A 17,407-nucleotide genomic window follows, 5' to 3' on the forward strand; every position below is an offset into this window, starting at 1 on the left:
CCCTGCCGCCCCGGGGCCGGAAGATGGACGGCCCGGCTCAGCGCCGGAGGTGGGCATGACGTCCCGTGAGGACGTCGCGCATGAGGCGGAAGGCCTTCACGCCGTCCTTCATGGCGCCCACCGCGCCCCGCGCGAGGACGGTGGCCTGCACGCGAACCCGCCGCAGCCGGCGCGGCGCGGTGAACTCGCCGTCACATCGTCCGTGGCCTGCCTGACAGAGCGCGGCCCTGGCAGGGAGCGCGCCGCCCATTCCAGACATCCCGCCACCGGAGGACGGCAGGCCCAGGAGCGAGGCCCTGTTAGGGTCAGCCGCTCCCACCGCTACGGAAGGCCTGCCCGTGTCCGTGTCCCACCGGCCGCTGCGTTCGCTGTACCCGCCCCTGGAGCCCTACCGCACCGGCCGCCTGCGCGTCTCCGGCGGGCATGAGGTGTACTTCGAGGAGAGTGGCAATCCGGAAGGCAAGCCGGTGCTCTTCGTCCACGGGGGCCCTGGCGGAGGAACGGACCCGCGCCAGCGCCGCTTCTTCGACCCGACCGCGTACCGCATCATCCTGTTCGACCAGCGCGGCTGCGGACGCAGCACGCCGCACGCCAGCCTGGAGGAGAACACCACCTGGGATTTGGTGGCCGACATGGAGCGGCTGCGCGAGTTCCTGGACATCTCCCGGTGGCAGCTCTTCGGTGGCTCATGGGGCAGCACCCTGTCCCTGGCCTATGCCCAGACACACCCCGAGCGCGTCTCGGAGCTGGTGCTGCGCGGCATCTTCCTGCTGCGCAAGCAGGAGATTGACTGGTTCTACCAGCGAGGCGCCAGCGCCCTCTTCCCGGATGCCTGGGAGTACTACCTGGAGCCCATCCCCCCCGAGGAGCGCGGCGATTTGCTGGCGGCCTACCACCGCCGGCTGATGGGCTCCGACGTGAAGGCGCAGCAGGAGGCGGCGCGCGCGTGGAGCGTGTGGGAGGGCCGCACCAGCTGCCTGTATCCCAACGCGGAGCTGGTGGCGCGCAACAGCGCGGACGCCTTCGCGCTCGCCTTCGCCCGCATCGAATGCCACTACTTCGTCAACCGGGGCTTCCTGCGCGGCGACACGCAGCTGCTCGACGACGTGCACCGCATCCGCCACATCCCCGCCGTCATCGTCCAGGGACGCTATGACGTGGTGTGCCCGCCGGAGAGCGCCTGGGCGCTGCACAAGGCCTGGCCGGAGGCCGCCTTCGTCATGGTGTCCGACGCGGGGCACTCCGCGAACGAGCCGGGCAACACCTCCGCGCTGGTGGAAGCCACCGACCGCTTCCGCGGGCGCTGAAGCTCACGTCAGCGCCGGGACGGCCGCCCTGTCGCGCGCCGCGTCCACGCGGCGGAAATAGAGGATGACCCAGAGGCTGGCCAGCGCGGCCAGCGTCACCATGCCTTCGGCCGCGAACGCCCCGGCCTGCGTTCCCCACGCCGCGGTGGCCTGCTTCCCCACCACCACCGTCAGCGCGTTGAAGAAGGCGTGGGCGCCCACCGCGAGCCAGTACCACTTCACCTCGTCGCGGATGAAGCGCTGGAGCACCACCACCGACAGCGCGATGTGCACCACCATGGCGCCCAGCCGCTCGTAGGCCCCCAGCAGCGGCATCCACCAGTCCAGCGCGGCGATGGCGGCCTTGGCCTCCACCACCTGCGCCACCTGCTCCGGCTTCAGCGGCAGGGTGGACGCGTCCACCGACGACAGGGCGATGACGTTGACGAGCCCCAGCGCCGACAGTCCGCCCACCAGCAGCGCCGACTCCAGGCCGCCGTGGCCCACGCCGAAGCCCACCGCGTCGCGCCAGCGGCGGAAGTCCCTCAGCGGCTTGCGGAAGGTCCACAGCCGCGCCGTCTCCTCGAAGAGGCCCGCGGACAGGGACAGCACCGCAATCCAGACGCCCAGGAGCGCCGAGGACGTCTTCAGCGCGTCGCGCATGAAGTACTGCGCCACCTGCACCAGGGGCACCCGGGTGAGCAGCTGCGACAGCGCGAACGCCGCCGCGCCCCAGCCCACCACCTTCCAGGCCACGCCCAGCCGCCGTCGTGCCCACAGCACCAGGCCCACCGGCAGCAGCACGTCGAAGGCGATGGCCACCGCGTAGCTGGCGACCAGCCTCGTATCCACAGCGTCCACGGGGCCCCTCTCCGCCAGGTGGCATAGGCGCCCGGCGCGCGGCGTCGAGGACACCAGCGAAGCGCCATCCGAATCCAGGGAGAAAGTGCCGGCCTCCAAGACTTGACTGTATTGACCCGAAAAAAGCTGAAGCCGCTCTGTGCGGGGCGGGGCCTCCGGGCCCGCCATTGACTGGATGACGACACCCCGCGGCAGGACTTCGTCTCTCCCCCTGGAGCGCCCCGGAGCGAGGGAGGCGGTCGCAGGATGTCATCCGCCCGAGAAGTCGCGGGAGCGCGAACGCCCCCCCTGACGGGAGGAGACAGGCCGGACGACGCCGTTACATGAAATCGACCGCTACCCGCGGCAGTGCGCCAGCTCGGCCCGCGCCTCCGCCGTCTCCTGGACATAGGCCTTGCGCCACACGGACAGCTCCTCCCAGGCGCGCCGTGCCTCCCCGCAGGCCGCGTCCTCAGCGCCCGTCAATCGCAGCGCCCGCGCGAGCCGGCGGCGCACCCTGGGGACACGCGCGGAGACCACCTGCCGGGCCGTGAGGTCCTCCAGCGCGGTCCGCAGTGGCGCCAGGGCCTCGGCGGGATGGCCTCGGGCGAGGTGGACGTCCCCCAGCAGCAGCAGCGCCTCGATGCGCTCGGACGACGAAGGACCCAGGTCCCGCTCCATGGCCACGAGCGCCTGCTCCACGTGACGACGGGCCTCCTCCACCTGTCCCGAAAAGAGGAGCGCATCCGCCAGGTAGCGCAGTCCCGAACCATCCATCTCCCCCTTGTCGGCCAGGGGCCGCTGGAGCGCGACGCCGCGAACGTGGAAGCCGCGGGCCTCGTCCGGACGCCCCAGGAGCCGCAGCAGCCGGCCCACCTCGTGCGCATCCAGCGCCACCTCCGGGTGGGTGGCGCCATAGGCGCGCTCGCGATGCGCCAGCAGGCCTCGGGCGTACTCCAGCTCCGGCAAACGCTCGCCCTGCTCGCCCCGCACCCCCAGCCGATTCGACTTCACCCCTATCAACACCGGGCTGTCGGCGGCCACGCTCTTGAGCGCCACGGCCCAGCTCTCCTCCGCGGCCTCCCGTGCCTGGGCCCCATGCCCCCACTCGAAGTAGACGAGGGCCAGGTTGGACAAGGTCCGGGCCACCGACAGGTTCTCCGCACCCAGCGTCTGGCGGAGGATGCCCAGCGCCCGCTGGAGGACGGCCTCGGCGCTCGATAGCTCCCCCAGGAGGGCCAGCGTGCCCCCCAGGTTCGACAGGGCCCGTCCCGTGTCCCGGTGCGCCAGCCCGAAGTGCGTCTCATGGACGCGCAGCGCCTCCTCCTGCCAACGCTTCGCCTCCAGCAACCGCCCCTGTTGCCGGGCCAGCAACCCCAGCCGGCCGTTCAGCTCCGCGCGCGTGAATGTCTGGCCCCGGGCGCTGGCGATTTCCAGCAAGGCACGCAGCAGCGACTCCGCCTCCGAGAAGCGGCCCTCCTGCTCCAGGAGCTCCGCCTGCACCTGGTCCAGCAGGGTGTCCAGCTCGGCGTCTCGCAGCGTCTCCGCCACGGCCCGGGCGCGATGGAGGAAGGGCCACGCCTCCTGGGGCCGTCCCATTCCGTACCCATGCAGCCAGGCCTGGAAGTGCAGCACCCGCGCGAGCACGCCCAGGTGCCGCCCGGCCTCGGCCGCCAGAGAGCCCAGGACCAGGGACGCGCGCGCGTCCTCGAAGGCCCCCGCGTCCTCCTGCAATCGCGAGCAGAGGTGATGCGCCTCGGCTTCCAGCGGCCGATGACGGGTGGCGAGCGCGCGCTCCCGGGCGGCCAGCGCGATTCGCAGCGCCTCGGGGGTGTGCCCCGCGAGCCGCTCCGCGTTCGCCCGCGCGAGCTCCGCGCGCACCGCGTCCACCTCCGCCCGCGCCTTCGGGTCCTCCGGCGGAGACACGGCCTCCTGCAACGTGCGCACGTCCGCGCACCCGCCCACGCCTCCGAGCGAGGCCCCCAGCCCGAAGCCCCGCTCCACCGTCCGCGCGTCCGCGCCCTGGAGCGCCACCGTCAGCCTCGACAGCTCTCCCAGCCGTTGGTCCAGGCACGTCATCCGCAGCCCCAGCGCCGCTTCCGACTGCTCGCCGAAGACACGCGTCGCCTCGCACGCGGACTGATGCGCGCGCGTCCAGTCCCGCGTCCACTGCTCCAGCGTGGAGGACACGGCCTGGAACGAAGCCTCGGCCGCGGGGTCTCCCGTCCGCAAGAAGGCCTGACGCGTGGACTCACGCACGGATGCGTCCCAGATGCCCGCGAGGTGCCGCTCACTGCCATGGCACGTCTCACTCGGCGTCGCCGCGGAAGGCCCCAGCACGAGGAACCCCAGGCCCACCAGTCCTCCGGCGAGCACCGCCGTGGCCGCGCTGCGCTTCCAGGCCCCCACCTCCCGCGAGAGCCGGGCCCGCAGCACCTGCATGGATTCGAAGCGCCGCGACGGGTCCACGGAGAGGCCCCGCCGCACCACCGCCTTGAGCCACGAGGGCACGCCCCGCTGCTCCGGGCGCACCTCCTGGCGCTGCATGGACGCCAGGAGCTCCTCGCGCGCGGCGCCCGCGAAGGGCCGCTGCCCGTTGAGCGCCTCGTAGAGCGCGACGCAGAAGGCGAACTGGTCCGAACGGGCATCCCCCCGCTCTCCGCGAAGCTGCTCCGGCGCGCCATAGGCGGGCGTTCCCAGGAACGCGCCGGTGACGGTGAGCGGCGCGTCGCCGGAGACGATGGCCGCGTCCTCCCGAGGAGGCCCCAGCCCCACCGCGGCGTTGGCCAGGCCGAAGTCGGTGATGCGCACCTGACCGTCGCGCGTCAGCAGGACGTTGTCGGGCTTGAAGTCGCGGTGGATGATGCCCAGCGCGTGCGTGGCCGCGAGCCCCTCCGCCGCCTGGATGAAGCGCGCCAGGACCTCCCGGCGCGTGCGCGGCCGCTCTGCCAGCCACCGCCGGAGCGTGCCCCCCTCGACGAGCTCCATCACCAGGAAGAGCTGCCCCTGGAACTCCCCCACGTCATGCAGCCGGGCGACATGGGGATGCGACAGGCGGGCCATCGTGCGGGCCTCGCGCTCCAGTCGCTGACGCGCCTGGGCCAACGAGTCCTCCCCGAGCCTGGCGAGGTTCAGCAGCTTGAGCGCCACCTTGCGGTCCAGCTCCGGGTCATAGGCGGCATGGACGCGCCCCATGCCACCTTCGCCGAGCAGCCCCAGCACCACGTACCGCCCCACGCGCGCGCCGGAGACGAGCAGCCCCGTGTCGACCAGCGGTGGAGGATTCTCCAGCCCGCCCAGCGCGGCGAGCACGCTCCGGCACTCCGAGCAGCCGGAGACATGCTGGCGCACCGTCGTCATGCCCTCGGGGTCCAGCGCGCCGCTCGCATACCCCGAGAGTGCGTTCTCGTCCGGGCAGCTCATTCACGCCCCGCCAACAGGCCCGAGAGGCTCAAGTCCAACCGTCCATGGATGGCGCGCATCACGCTGTCCACTTCCGGCTCGGGCAACGACAGGCGTTCAGCGAGCGCACGCCGCGTCCGCTTCTCCAGCAGCCGCTGCACCGCGGTGAGCCGGCGGGACAGGGTGGACTTGTGCAGGTCGAACAGGGCGCCCATGCGCTCCAGGGAGAGGCGCTCGACGAAGTGCAGCCGCAGCAACTCCCGGTCCTCGTCGTCCAGCGAGGCCACCGCCTGGACGAAGGCCGCGCGCACATGCCCGCGGGCCTCCTCCCGGACGAAGCCCAGCTCCAAGCCACCCGGCGCGGGGTGCGCGGCGAGCACCTCGGCCTCGACGTGCGACGCTTCTCCCAAGGCCTCGCGCATCCGCAGCGCGAGCCGCGTCGCGGAGATGCTCACCCAGTGCAGCAGCGGGCCCGCGCCCGCGTAGCCGAGCAACCGGGAGGGCGCCTCCGCGCGAGGCAGCAAGAGGTTGGTCCGAAGGGCCTGCAGCACCTCGTCCGCGAACACCGGCGAAGGATGGATGCGCGCCAGGGGGACGCGCAGCTTGAGGAGGACCTCCTGCTCCAGGAGCGCCCGGGCCGCCGGCAGCCCCTGTGCGCAGGAGAGCGCGAGCGCCAGGTCCCTGGCATGCAGCCGCTCCAGCGCGAGCACCGGGTCCACCGCTCGCGAGAGCAGCGTCCCCAGGTGTTGGGCGAAGGCCTTGGGCTCGGGCGCGGCGGCGTGGAGGGCCTCGGCCAGGGAGACGGCGCGGCCCACGGCCTCCCTGGTACCCGGAGCCTCACGGAGGCGAGCGGAGGACGGCTCGCCGGCGGACTGCAACACCCACTCGAGGAACTCCGTGTTCGCCCCAGGCATCCCAACCGCTCCTGACATCACGCTCACGATACATCAAGGCCCTCAGCCCTTCCGCGCGCTCAGGGCCTCGGCCAGCTCCGCATAGAGGTGGATGGCGCTGCGGATGGACTTCTCCCAGTCGCCCAGGTGCAGGCTTTCGTTCTCCGAATGGGCATACGTGTACGGGTCCTCCACGCCGATGAGCAGCGCGGGCACGCCGCCCAGCTCCTTCGCGAAGGGCTCCACGAAGGGAATGGAGGCGCCGCAGCCAATGGCGACCGCCTTCGCGCCGTAGCCCTTCTCCAGCGCGCGGAAGGCCGCCTGGAACGCGGGGTGGGACGGGTCCGTGTACCACCAACCGGACGCGCCCTCCGTGTCGAAGTGGACCTCCAGCCCCCATGGGCACACCTCGCGCAGGTGCTCCTTCAGGCGCTGCTCCACGTCGCGCGCCTCCAGGTCCGGGACGATGCGGATGCCCACCCGCGCCCACGCCGAATCACAGATGATGTTGCGCGCGTCCTTGCGGCTGCTGGCCTGGATGGCGTTGATGGCGATGCTCGGCTGACGCCAGTTCAGCTCCCACGGATGCGCCCCGCCCCCCAGCACCTGCGCGCCGGGCAGCAGGCCTGACTGCGCGCGGAAGTGCGCCTCGTCTCCGGGCAGGGACTGGATGCCCTGGCGCTCCGCGTCCGTCAGCGGCTTCACGCGCTCGCGGATTCCTTCGATGGCGATGGAACCATCCGCGTGGGTCAGCGTGGCCAGCATGCGGCACAGCGCCATGACGGGGTCCGGCACCGGCCCACCCCACATGCCCGAGTGCACCGCCTGCCGCAGCGCCCGCACCTCCACGTCCACCGTGACGAGCCCGCGCAGCGCGGTGGTGATGGACGGCAGGCCGGTGTCGAAGTTGGACGTGTCGGTGAGGACGATGGCGTCCGCCTTCAGCAGCGCCGCGTGCTTCTGGAGGAAGGCGCCCAGGAAGTTGCTGCCAATCTCCTCCTCGCCCTCGATGATGACCTTCACGTTGAGCGGCAACGCCCCCGCGCCCTTCAGCCACGACTCCACCGCGGACGTGTGCACGACGATGCCCGCCTTGTCGTCCGCCGAGCCGCGTCCGTACAGGCGGCCATCGCGCTCCACCGGCTCGAAGGGGGGGCTCTTCCACGCGGCCTCGTCACCCGCGGGCTGCACGTCATGGTGGGCGTAGAGCAGCAACGTGGGCTTGCCCGGCGCCTTGAGCACCTCGCCATAGACGTAGGGGTGCGTGCCCTCGATTTCGAGTAGCTGAACGTTTTCAAAACCACGGTCTTTCAGCAGCCGTGCAGTCGCTTCCGCGCTGCGTCGTACCTGCGTCGCATCGAAGCCAGGAAATGAGACACTGGGAATGCGGACGAGGGACTTGAGGTCCTCCAGGTACGTCTGCTTCTTCGACTCGAAGTGTGAGAGAGCGTTGTCGGTGGACATGCTCACCCCTTAACCCAAAAAGACGGGCAGGCGTGCCATGTCCCCGCGCGGATGTCGCGCGGTCCAAGTATCATCCATGGCCATGTCCGACACCCCGACCCTGCTGCTCGTCGATGACGACAGTTTCGTGCGCCGTATCCTCAAGGACGTCATCGCCGACACGGGCATCGAGCTGCGGCTGCTCGAGGCCGCGGACGGCGAGGAAGGATTGGCCGTGGCCGCGCGGGAGCAGCCCGCGGTGATGTTCCTGGACCTGTTCATGCCGAAGAAGAGCGGACTGGAGGTCCTGGGCGCCATCAAGTCGGTGTCGCCCACCACGCGGGTGTTGGTCATCAGCAGCATGGACGCGGAGCCCGTCGTGGAGCAGGCCATGGCGGCAGGCGCCGTGGGCTTCGTGGGCAAGCCCTTTCATCCGCTTGAGATCGCCTCGGCAGTGCGCCAGGCGCTGGCTCACTGATTCCGGGGTGTTTGCGTGTCGTCTTCTGCTGTCGGTTACTGGGTCGCGGACAATCTCGGACGTGTGCTGGGGCCGCTGGCGCTCCAGGCCCTGCGGGAACTGATTTCCTCCGGACGCTTGAAGGCCGCGGTGCGCGCCTCGCGGGATGGGACGAACTGGGTCGCCCTGCCGGAGCTGCCCGAGCTGCGCGACTTGTTCGCCAGCGCGCGGCCCTCGCCCTCGCTGGAGCTGCAGCAAGCCGAGCGCCTGCGCGCGCAGATGCGCGCCATGCAGAGCCTGCCGGCCCATGAAGTCTTTGGCCTCAAGCCCACCGCCAACCTGGACGAGCTGCGCCTGGCCTACTTCCGCATGGCCAAGCGCTTCACGCCGGACCACGTGTCGCCGGACACGCATCCGGAGCTGAAGAAGGTGTCGGCGGAGATCTTCGACTTCCTGTCGCGCCGCATGCGCGCCGCGGAGGCCACCTGGACGCAGGCGGCGCCCACCTATTCCAGCGCGGAGTTCGTCGGCCTGGAGCGGCGTTCGGACGACCGCATCCACGCGGACGTGAAGGTCACGCTGCAGAACGCGGGCATCTTCACCGACCACCGCATCATCAACCTGTCATCGGGCGGACTGTTCATCGCCACGGACAAGCCGCTGCGGCTGGGGACGCTGGTGGAGCTCACCTTGCGCTTCGATGAGCCGCCCCGGGTGCTGACGCTCCGCAGCTCCGTCATCTGGGAGAATTCGCTGGAGGACGGAAAGAACCCGCGCGGCTACGGGTTGCGACTGAGCCACCTTCGCCAGGAGGAGAAGGAGTTCGTGCAGCAGTACCTGGCTCGCGCGAAGGACCTGAAGAAGAAGCCCTGACGCCAGGCCCTACAGCATCTGTCCCAGGAAGACTGCGCCCATCATCACGAAGGCCGCCATCACGGCCATGACAGCCTTCAACTCCAAGTCATCGCGGTCCATCAGGTTCATGAAGTTCATCGTCGTGCCCTCCGAGTGTTGCCCCTCGCCCTTCCATACGGGGTGCGGGAGAACCCATTGCGTCCGCCGCCGCCGGCTCCGCTGAAGTCCCCTTGCGGACGGTGCGGTGGACCCAGAGGATGACCGCCGTGTCCACCGCCTCCGCCGAATACCGGCTGCTCGAAGCGATGCCCCTCCCCACCGCGCTCATCCGCGGCGAACAGGTGCTACGGGTCAACGCGGCGCTCGCTACCTTGCTGGGCGCTCCGGCGGCGGAGCTGGAGGCCCTGTCGCTCTCCGAGAGCATCCGCCGCTTCGTGCCCGAGGAGCGCGGCTGGGTGGAGCCGATGTACGCATCCCTTGTCCAGGGTGGGCCGCTGCCCGAAGGCCCCGTGTGGGTGCGCGTCCAGCCGGTGAACGGCCCCCAGCGCACGCTGGTCCTGAGGCACGCGCCCGGCGCGCACCCGGACGAGCTGGTGGTGGTGCTGCTGGAGGCGGAAGCGGAGGACTCGGTGCGGCGCCTCACGGAGGCGTTGGTGGCGGCCGCCGCGACGATGCTGCGCTGCCGCGACGAGCGTTCGGTGCTGGAGACGGCCGTGGACGCCATCTTCCGCCAGGGCTTCTCCGTGTCCGTCATCTCCGTGGACGGCGACGCCTTCCGGTACGGGCCCCTGCGGCAGAGCCCCTTCATCGTGGCCGAGGCCGAGCAGCTCTACGGCATGCCCCTGGCGGACGTGCGCATTCCGAGCGCCGCGCTGCCGCACCTCCTGGAGGTGCTCGAGCGGCGCAAGGCGGCCTTCCACCACGACATGCTCGGCGTGACGCGCTTCCCGCCTGCCATCAACGGGGAGAGCCCCGTGTGCCAGCTTCATCCGCCGGACATGCGCGGGCTGGACGCGCCCATCCTCGTGGAGGGGCATCCGTTTGGCGTGCTCTGCGTGCAGGGCCCCGCCCTCACCCCCGCGGGCGCCAGCACCCTGGAGCTGTTCGCGCAGCTGGTGGGCGGCGCGCTGGAGAACGTGCGCCACCACCAGACGTCCGCGGTGCGGCTGGAGGAGGTGTCCAGGCTCCAGGACGAGCTGGTGGCGCGCGAGCGGCTGGAGGTGCTGGGCGAGGCCGCGGGCGTCGTGGCCCACGAGGTCCGCAACCCCCTGGGCGCCATCCTCAACGCGGTGGCGGTGCTGCGCCGCGAGGCCCACCTGGGGCCCACGGGGCAGGCCGCGGTGGGCATGCTGGAGGAGGAGGCCATCCGGCTGGAGGACATCGTCCGGGACTTGCTGGACGTGGTGCGTCCGCTGGAGCCGCGCCCCCGCCCCGTGCAATTGGGCGAGCTGGTGCGCCGCGCGCTGGGGCAGATGCACGGCTCGCCGGACGCGCCCACGCTGCGCTTCAGCGTGGACGAGGCCGAGGAGACGCCCTCGCTCGAAGGTGACGAGACGCTGCTCCAGTTGGCGGTGACGCACCTGGTGCGCAACGCCGTCCAGGCCTCACCCGCGGGCGGCAAGGTGCGGATGTCGGTGGAGCCCGCGGACGGCGGCGTGCGCCTGGTGGTGGAGGACGAGGGGCCCGGCATTCCCGACGTGGACCCGCAGCGCGTCTTCCAGCCCTTCTTCCTCACCCGCGCCAATGGGCGGGGCCTGGGGCTGGCCATCGTCCGACGCGTGGTGCTGGCACATGAGGGCAGCGTGCGCGCCAGCAGCCGGCCTCGCGGCGGCGCTCGCTTCGAGCTGTGGCTGCCGCGAGCGCCTAGCCGTAGGTCTCCCGTTTGATGCGCTTGTCCTCGATGCCCAGCGCGTGGAGGTGGCCCAGCACCGTCTCCATGAAGCGCGGCGTGGAGGGCGTGCGCGTCTCCAGCGCCTTGCGCCGGTCCCACGGCGTAATCGCCGGGCCGCAGGCGTACACCAGGCACGTGTCCCGGTCCTGAATCAGCTCCTCCAGCAGGGACTGGTGGACGCGGCCCTTCCGCACGGCGGCGCCGAAGCGGGACTCGTCCGTCTCACGGGTGAGCGTGTGCACCACGCGCACGCGGCCGGGGTGCTGGCGCTCCAGGGCGGCCAGCTCGTCGCCGAACAGCACATCCCCCCACGTCTTGCTGGAGAAGAGGAAGGTGTGGCGCAGCTTCAGCCCTCGGTGGAGCGCGTCCTTGAGGATGGCGAAGTTGGGCACCGCGCCGGAGCCGGCCACCAGGTGGACGACGTGCTCCGTGCGCGTCTCCACGTCCTCCGGCAGCACGTAGGGCCCCATGAAGGCCATCACCTTCATCCGCGCGCCGGTGAGCCGGCCATGCACGAGGTAGGGCGACAAGAGCGGCGGATAGCGGGTGAGGCCGGGGATGAACTCCTCGTCCTTCACGGTGATGGCCACCAGCGGCTCGTGTGGCGCGGAGGCGAGCGAATAGGAGCGCTGCGGCTCCTTCCGCCCCTTCTGCGCCTGGAGGTAGGCCGACAGGCGGCCCAGCGCTGGGAACTGGTGCGGGTCGATGTTGAGGAACTGCCCGGCCTTGTAGTCCAGCGGCACTCCGCCGAAATCCAGGAACAGCGTCGCCGTGTCGTGCGTGTCCCTCCGCACGTGGTCGACGGTGACCTCGTATTCCACGGGCTTCCTGGCGCGCGACGCGCGGGCTTCAACCAGACTCATGCGCCCTCCCATAGCCAACCCGCATGGAGGGTGGGAAGAGGGGAAGGAAAAACCGTCCCGCCCCCCAGTCCCACATGAGCGTTGGCTGTACGACGGCCCACCCGGCAGGCGAGGCGCCGGGACAAGAGGGATGCTGACGCGAGACACTGGTTGGAACTACATCTGCGGGTGGAACGTTCAGAGGCGACCGATACGTGCTGCGCATTCTCTTCTTCCTGATGTCCAAGCTGCCGGAAGGCGCCCGCCAGCAGGTGGTCCGCGCCCTGATGGACGGCGTCTGGGACACCCTGGCGAACGAGCAGGTCCTGGGGCGGGAGAACATCCCGGACCAGCCCTGTCTCTTTCTCTGCAACCACCTGTCCAACGCGGACGGCTTCACGCTGGACCGGGCCTTCCGGCCGCGCAAGGTCGTCTTCCTGGCAGGGGTGAAGCTGAAGAGCACGGTGATGACGCGCCTGGCCTCGGAGACGATGGAGACCATCGCCATCAAGCCCAACTCGCCCGACATCGAGGCGATGCGGCGGGCGCTGGACACGCTCAAGGCCGGCAAGTCGGTGCTCATCTTCCCGGAGGGCGCGCGCAGCCGCACGGGCACGCTCACCCAGGCGAAGAAGGGCCTGTCGCTGATAGCCAAACGCGCGGGCGTGCCGGTGGTGCCGGTGGCGCTGCAGGGCACGGAGAAGCTGATGCCCATCAACGACTCGGACATGGGCGGCGAGCGGCTCTTCAACGCCGACGTCTTCGTGCGCTTCGGCCCGCCCTTCCGCGTGGAGGCGCTGGAGGCGGAGGTGGCGGGCGCCGAGGACCCGCGCCAGGCGCTGGTGGATGCGATGATGCGCCGGGTGGCGGAGCTGCTGCCGCCCGAGTACCGCGGCTTCTACGCGGAGGCCCCCGCGCCGACGGCTCCGGCCTCGGACTGGGAGCGGCCCTCCGCGCCCGCGCCCTGAATGAAGCATTGCGGCGCGCGCCGGGACGCGGACAATGGACGCTCCCGTGACACGCGCCCGCACCGACGAACAGCTCTTTGTCTCCACCCTCCCCGGCCTGGAGCCCGCCCTGGAGGCAGAGGCCTCCGCGCTGGGCTGGAGGCCCCGCCGCGTGGACGGCGGCGTGGAGCTGGAAGGCCCGGCCGGCCTGCACCAGGACGCCAACCTGCGCCTTCGCTGCGCCAGCCGGGTGCTGCTGCGCGTGGGCGCTTTCCGCGCGGGGGACTCCGACACCCTTTCGGACCGGCTGGCCGAGTTGGATTTGTCTCACGTCTGGGATGGGCGCTCGCCGCCGAAGCTGTCGGTGAGCCTGAGCCGCTCCCCCGTGCCAGGGCCCGACGTGGTGTGCTCCGCGGCGGCGTATGCGTGGAACGTGCCCTCGGTGGAGCGCGCGGGGCCGCTCGATGAAGAGGGCGGAGGCCCGGGCCTGACGTTGCTGGTGCGGGTGGAGGGTGACGCGTTCACCGTGAGCGCCGACACCAGCGGGGATGCGCTGCACCGCCGGGGCTACCGCCAGGAAGTGAGCCGCGCGCCCCTGCGTGAGACGCTGGCGGCGGGCATCCTCCGGCTGGCGGGCTACGATGGCACGCAGCCCCTGGTGGACCCGATGTGTGGCTCGGGCACCTTCCTGGTGGAGGCCGCGTGGATGGCCATGCGCCGGGCGCCGGGGCTGCTGCGCGCCTTCGCCTTCGAGTCCTTCCCTTCGTTTGATGCCCAGGCCTGGGCCGGGCGCAAGGCGCGCGCGGAGGCGGACGCGCTGCCCGCGCCAGCTGCGGCGCTTCATGGCTATGACCTCAACGCGGGCTCGCTGGGGACGGCGCGTCGCAATGCCCGGCGCGCGGGGGTGACGCTCGCGCTGGAGCGGCAGGACGCGCGGACGCTGAAGGCGCCCATGGCGGGCCCGGGGCTGGTGGTGGTGAATCCGCCCTATGGCAAGCGCGTGGGCGAAGCCGAGGACCTGCCCGCGCTGTACCGGGCCCTGGGGAACACGCTGCGCCAGGGCTTCGCGGGGTGGCGCGCGGCGGTCATCCTTCCGGATGAAGCGGCGCTGGTGAAGGCGCTGGGACTGACGGGGGCGACGAGCCTTCCTTTGCGCAACGGCGGGCTCAAGTGCAGGCTGCTGCTGACGGAGCCCTCGGCGGGTCGCTCGTAACGGGGCCGTCCGGATGCGCCGCGCCGCCGTGCCGTGGTAACGCGGGCCTGTGGAAACGTGGTTCACGCCCTTCGAGCCGAAGCCCCTCGCGGACGAGCTCCCCGGGAGCTTCCCAAACCCCTTCGACGAGGGCGGGCCCCACGCGCTGGCACGCCGGGCGGCGGAGTGGCTGCAGCGGGAGCTCCGGGCAGGCCATGTCGCGCCTGGACTCGCGGCCTCGTGCCTCGACACGTCCGAGGGTGGAAAGATGTTCGGCATCCTCGTGGTCCAGGCGCCTGACGGACGCGTCGGCTTCCTCCGCGCCTTCTCGGGCATGCTGGGCGGGCGGTGGGACCTCCCCGGCTTCGTGCCGCCCCTCTTCGCCCGTGACGAGCGCGAGCGGCTGGAGCCCGCGGGCGAGGCCCTGGTGAAGCGCCTGATGGCCCGTGAGGCGTCCTTCCGGCAATCCCCTGAGCGCGCCTCCGTCCTGACCGCGCACGACGCGTTGCAAGCGCGCCACACCGAGGCCCGCGCGGCGCTGCGCGCCACACACGACGCCCGGAAGAAGCAGCGCCATGCGAGGCGCGCGGAGGTCATGGCCTCGGACTCGCTGAGCGAGGAGGCGAAGCGGGCGGCGCTGCATGCGCTCGACCAGGAGAGCCGGAGGGACAAGGCGGCGCTGCGCGGACTGGAGGCGGAACACGACGAGGCGCAGCGGGCGCTCGCGCCAAAGCGGGCCCGCGTGGAGCGGCGGCTTCGCGCCATGGAGCGACTGCGGCGCATCGTCTGCCGCGCGCTGATGAAGCGCCTGCACGACACCTACGTGGTGCCCAATGCACGAGGAGACCACCGTCACCTGCGCGGCCTCTACGCCGGTGGCGAGCCCCCATCGGGCGCGGCGGACTGCGCCGGGCCCAAGCTCCTGGCGCATGCGCTCACCCAGGGCTTCCGTCCGCTCGCGCTCGCGGAGTTCTGGTGGGGCGCTCCTCCTCCCGCGGGAGGCCGGGCCGCCGGCGCGTACTACCCCGCGTGCAAGGACAAGTGCGGGCCGCTGCTGCCGTACATGCTGGACGGTCTCCCCGTCTCCGCGCCCCGGCCCTTCGTGGTGCCCGTACTGCCGTCACGAGCGCTGCCCATCGTCTTCGAGGACGAATGGCTCGTGGTGGTGGACAAGCCGGAGGGCCTGCTCTCCGTGCCCGCGAAGGACGTCTCGGTGGAGGACTCGGTGCTGGCCCGGCTGCGCGCGCGTTCCCCGGAAGCAGCGGGGATGATGCTCGCGCACCGGCTCGACCTGGACACGTCGGGGCTGCTCGTCGCGGCCAAGGACGCGCGCACCTACGCGGCCTTGCAACGCCAGTTCGCCGGGCGCGAGGTGCACAAGCGCTACGTGGCCTGGGTCGACGGCGACGTCCGGGGCGAGCGCGGAACCATCGACTTTCCCATGCGCGTGGACCTGGACGACCGGCCCCGGCAGATTCACGACCCCGTGCACGGCAAGCCCGCGGTGACGGAGTGGCACGTGCTTGAGCGCAGCCACGGCCGCACGAAGGTGGCCCTCTTCCCGCGCACCGGCAGGACACACCAACTGCGCGTCCACGCGGCCCATCCGCGCGGCCTGGGTGCACCCATTGTTGGCGACCGCCTCTACGGCCATCCAGGTCCCCGGCTGCACCTGCATGCGGAGGCCCTGTCGTTCCTGCACCCCGTCACGGGACAGCGCGTCACGCTGGAGCGGCCGGCGCCCTTCTGAATCACGCGCCGGAGACGTCCGAAGCCTCCACCGGCTCGGAGGCCACAGGGGCCTCCGGCTCCGGCGAGGAATCAGGCTCCACGGCCGACACCGCGGGCTTCACGCCCAGCTCGCGCGTCAGCTTGGGATTCACGCCCGTCTCCGCCAGCAGCCGCTCCAGTTGCACGCGCGCGCGCCGGTTCTCCCGGTGCACGCGACGCCCCAGGATCAGCTCGTTCTTCAGCGAGTGCTCCCAGCCCGTCAGCTCCGTCACCGTCACCTGGTAGCCGAAGGCCTCCAGCGTCAGCGCGCGGATGACGTTCGTCAGGTGCGAGCCGAACTCGCGCCGGTGCCACGCGTGCGCGTACAGCAACGACATGCTGCCGCTGCTGGCCACGACGGGGCGCTTCTCCTTGAGCTGCGCGGCCACCTCCGCCTGGCAGCACGGCACCACCGCGACGTGGTCCGCGCCATGGCGGATGGCCGCGACGAGCGCATCATCCGTGGCCGTGTCACACGCGTGCAGCGCCATCAGCAGGTGGATGCGCTCCGGGTACCGCGCCGTGTCGATGTGCGCCGTCTGGAACCGCATCCGCGTGAAGCCCAGCCGCTGGGCGCGGCCCTGGGCCCGCTCCGTCAGGTCCGGCCGGCCTTCAATGGACAGCAGCGTGCCGCTGGCGGCGCCCTTGAGGAACAGCTCGTAGAGGACGAAGCCCAGGTAGGCGTTGCCGCTGCCCGCGTCCACCATCACCACGTCCGGGTGGCGCGCCTGGACATCCTCCACGGCGGGGCGCAGCAGGCCCATCAGGTGGTTCACCTGCTTGAGCTTGCGCAGCGCGTCCGCGTTGAGGTGCCCCTCGCGCGTGAGCAGGTGCAGCTCGCGCAGCAGCGCGGGGGACTGGTCCGGCAGCAGCTCCCGCCGGACCTGCGAGGCTTTGACGTTGCGTCTCAGACGGACACCACTTCGAGGACCTCGGGAATCATCTCCCGCAGGCGCCCCTCGATGCCCATCTTCAGCGTCGCCGTGGACGACGGGCAGCCCGCGCACGAGCCCTTCATGTGCAGGTAGACGATGCCGTCCTCGAAGCGGTCCAGGGTGATGTCACCCCCGTCCATGGCCACCGCCGGGCGGATTTCGCTGTCCAGGATGTCCTGGATGCGCCCCTCCACCGTGCCACCACCGACCTGTCCCGCCGCCTCGCGGGCCGCCGCCAGCGCCGCCTCGTCCACCACCGGCTCGTTGGCCGTCAGGTGGGTGTCCAGCGTGGACATGACCTCGTCATTGAGCTCGTCCCACTCGCCCTCTTCCCCCTTCGTCACCGTCACGAAGTTGGTGCCAATCATCACCGCCGTGACGCCGCGCACGTCCATCAGCTTGCGCGCCAACGGGGACTTCGCCTGGGCGTCCTCGGGGTTCGTGAAGTTCACCGCCCCGCCGGCCAACAACCGCCGGTCCACCACGTACTTCAGGGTGCTGGGGTTCGGGGTCCACTCGAGCTGGATGTTCACCGACATTCAAATCTCCTTGGACGACTCCTCTAAGGCGCTCGCGGCCCCATAGCAACCCGGCTCGAGGGCTGGCAATCGCCCCTCGCCCCCCCTCCGCTCCGGAATCAATCCGGAATTCAAG

15 protein-coding genes are annotated in these 17,407 nt (G+C 71.4%); 7 read left to right on the forward strand and 8 right to left on the reverse strand.

Translation table 11 applies throughout. The annotated features are described in order from the left end of the window. Positions 1-37 precede the first annotated feature (37 nt). Positions 38-250 carry a hypothetical protein gene (locus HV826_RS27030; RefSeq protein WP_176419849.1) on the reverse strand — a complete coding sequence of 71 codons (213 nt, stop codon included), beginning with the start codon at positions 248-250 and terminating at the stop codon, positions 38-40. An 88-nt stretch (positions 251-338) separates the two neighbouring features. On the opposite strand from HV826_RS27030, the gene pip reads away from it, so the two are divergent. Continuing rightward, a complete protein-coding gene (gene pip, locus HV826_RS27035) occupies positions 339-1,307 on the forward strand; it encodes a prolyl aminopeptidase (protein WP_176419860.1) in 969 nt (322 codons plus the stop codon). A 3-nt stretch (positions 1,308-1,310) separates the two neighbouring features. Here the strand turns inward: pip and HV826_RS27040 are convergent, their stop codons facing one another. The 4 genes from HV826_RS27040 to HV826_RS27055 all read right to left on the reverse strand — a co-directional run bounded on the left by HV826_RS27040 (position 1,311) and on the right by HV826_RS27055 (position 7,885). Then, the gene (locus HV826_RS27040) at positions 1,311-2,147 is read right to left on the reverse strand and encodes a YhfC family intramembrane metalloprotease (protein WP_368670998.1); all 837 of its coding nucleotides are present in this window, start codon (positions 2,145-2,147) and stop codon (positions 1,311-1,313) included. 336 nt (positions 2,148-2,483) lie between these two features. Continuing rightward, positions 2,484-5,549, reverse strand: coding sequence for a serine/threonine-protein kinase (locus tag HV826_RS27045; protein WP_176419862.1), 3,066 nt, complete (start codon positions 5,547-5,549; stop codon positions 2,484-2,486). Continuing rightward, positions 5,546-6,442: a transcriptional regulator gene (locus HV826_RS27050; protein ID WP_176419863.1), complete on the reverse strand. Its 897-nt coding sequence runs from the start codon at positions 6,440-6,442 to the stop codon at positions 5,546-5,548. The genes HV826_RS27045 and HV826_RS27050 overlap by 4 nt, the downstream gene beginning before the upstream one ends. Positions 6,443-6,484: 42 nt before the next feature. Beyond that, positions 6,485-7,885: a M20/M25/M40 family metallo-hydrolase gene (locus HV826_RS27055; RefSeq protein ID WP_176419864.1), complete on the reverse strand. Its 1,401-nt coding sequence runs from the start codon at positions 7,883-7,885 to the stop codon at positions 6,485-6,487. Between the two features lie 82 nt (positions 7,886-7,967). On the opposite strand from HV826_RS27055, the gene HV826_RS27060 reads away from it, so the two are divergent. The 3 genes from HV826_RS27060 to HV826_RS27070 all read left to right on the forward strand — a co-directional run bounded on the left by HV826_RS27060 (position 7,968) and on the right by HV826_RS27070 (position 11,062). Beyond that, positions 7,968-8,342, forward strand: coding sequence for a response regulator (locus tag HV826_RS27060; RefSeq protein WP_176419865.1), 375 nt, complete (start codon positions 7,968-7,970; stop codon positions 8,340-8,342). 15 nt (positions 8,343-8,357) lie between these two features. After that, positions 8,358-9,194, forward strand: a complete 837-nt coding sequence (locus HV826_RS27065) for a TIGR02266 family protein (protein WP_368670999.1) — start codon at positions 8,358-8,360, stop codon at positions 9,192-9,194. 239 nt (positions 9,195-9,433) lie between these two features. Next, positions 9,434-11,062, forward strand: a complete 1,629-nt coding sequence (locus HV826_RS27070) for an ATP-binding protein (protein WP_176419866.1) — start codon at positions 9,434-9,436, stop codon at positions 11,060-11,062. On the opposite strand, the gene HV826_RS27075 is transcribed toward HV826_RS27070, so the two are convergent. Beyond that, positions 11,040-11,930, reverse strand: a complete 891-nt coding sequence (locus HV826_RS27075) for an oxidoreductase (protein WP_176419867.1) — start codon at positions 11,928-11,930, stop codon at positions 11,040-11,042. The two genes, HV826_RS27070 and HV826_RS27075, sit on opposite strands and share 23 nt — an antisense overlap. 194 nt (positions 11,931-12,124) lie before the next feature. Here HV826_RS27075 and HV826_RS27080 point away from each other — a divergent pair, with 194 nt between their 5' ends. From HV826_RS27080 to HV826_RS27090, 3 genes are read left to right on the forward strand one after another with little or no spacing between them, the layout of a single operon-like run. Continuing rightward, positions 12,125-12,877, forward strand: a complete 753-nt coding sequence (locus HV826_RS27080; protein WP_176419868.1) for a lysophospholipid acyltransferase family protein — start codon at positions 12,125-12,127, stop codon at positions 12,875-12,877. Between the two features lie 34 nt (positions 12,878-12,911). Further along, positions 12,912-14,069 carry a class I SAM-dependent RNA methyltransferase gene (locus HV826_RS27085; protein ID WP_176419869.1) on the forward strand — a complete coding sequence of 386 codons (1,158 nt, stop codon included), beginning with the start codon at positions 12,912-12,914 and terminating at the stop codon, positions 14,067-14,069. A 49-nt stretch (positions 14,070-14,118) separates the two neighbouring features. Then, on the forward strand, positions 14,119-15,798 hold the full coding sequence (locus tag HV826_RS27090; protein ID WP_176419870.1) for an RluA family pseudouridine synthase: 1,680 nt from the start codon (positions 14,119-14,121) through the stop codon (positions 15,796-15,798). Between the two features lies 1 nt (position 15,799). Here the strand turns inward: HV826_RS27090 and HV826_RS27095 are convergent, their stop codons facing one another. Together HV826_RS27095 and HV826_RS27100 are read right to left on the reverse strand one after the other, a co-directional pair. Continuing rightward, positions 15,800-16,582: an SAM-dependent methyltransferase gene (locus HV826_RS27095; protein WP_255208332.1), complete on the reverse strand. Its 783-nt coding sequence runs from the start codon at positions 16,580-16,582 to the stop codon at positions 15,800-15,802. Positions 16,583-16,725: 143 nt separating this feature from the next. Continuing rightward, on the reverse strand, positions 16,726-17,292 hold the full coding sequence (locus HV826_RS27100) for a NifU family protein (protein WP_176419871.1): 567 nt from the start codon (positions 17,290-17,292) through the stop codon (positions 16,726-16,728). Positions 17,293-17,407: the final 115 nt, after the last annotated feature.

This window comes from Myxococcus sp. AM010 (assembly GCF_013372585.1).
In the GTDB taxonomy this organism is placed as follows: domain Bacteria; phylum Myxococcota; class Myxococcia; order Myxococcales; family Myxococcaceae; genus Myxococcus; species Myxococcus vastator.

Bases quoted from the DNA above. Each gene is read 5' to 3' on its own strand.
- HV826_RS27045 (WP_176419862.1), bottom strand. From the start codon at position 5,549: ATGAGCTGCCCGGACGAGAACGCACTCTCGGGGTATGCGAGCGGCGCG.
- HV826_RS27030 (WP_176419849.1), bottom strand. From the start codon at position 250: ATGGGCGGCGCGCTCCCTGCCAGGGCCGCGCTCTGTCAGGCAGGCCAC.
- HV826_RS27100 (WP_176419871.1), bottom strand. From the start codon at position 17,292: ATGTCGGTGAACATCCAGCTCGAGTGGACCCCGAACCCCAGCACCCTG.
- HV826_RS27085 (WP_176419869.1), top strand. From the start codon at position 12,912: ATGGACGCTCCCGTGACACGCGCCCGCACCGACGAACAGCTCTTTGTC.
- HV826_RS27050 (WP_176419863.1), bottom strand. From the start codon at position 6,442: ATGCCTGGGGCGAACACGGAGTTCCTCGAGTGGGTGTTGCAGTCCGCC.
- HV826_RS27095 (WP_255208332.1), bottom strand. From the start codon at position 16,582: ATGGGCCTGCTGCGCCCCGCCGTGGAGGATGTCCAGGCGCGCCACCCG.
- HV826_RS27055 (WP_176419864.1), bottom strand. From the start codon at position 7,885: ATGTCCACCGACAACGCTCTCTCACACTTCGAGTCGAAGAAGCAGACG.
- HV826_RS27070 (WP_176419866.1), top strand. From the start codon at position 9,434: ATGACCGCCGTGTCCACCGCCTCCGCCGAATACCGGCTGCTCGAAGCG.
- HV826_RS27075 (WP_176419867.1), bottom strand. From the start codon at position 11,930: ATGAGTCTGGTTGAAGCCCGCGCGTCGCGCGCCAGGAAGCCCGTGGAA.
- HV826_RS27060 (WP_176419865.1), top strand. From the start codon at position 7,968: ATGTCCGACACCCCGACCCTGCTGCTCGTCGATGACGACAGTTTCGTG.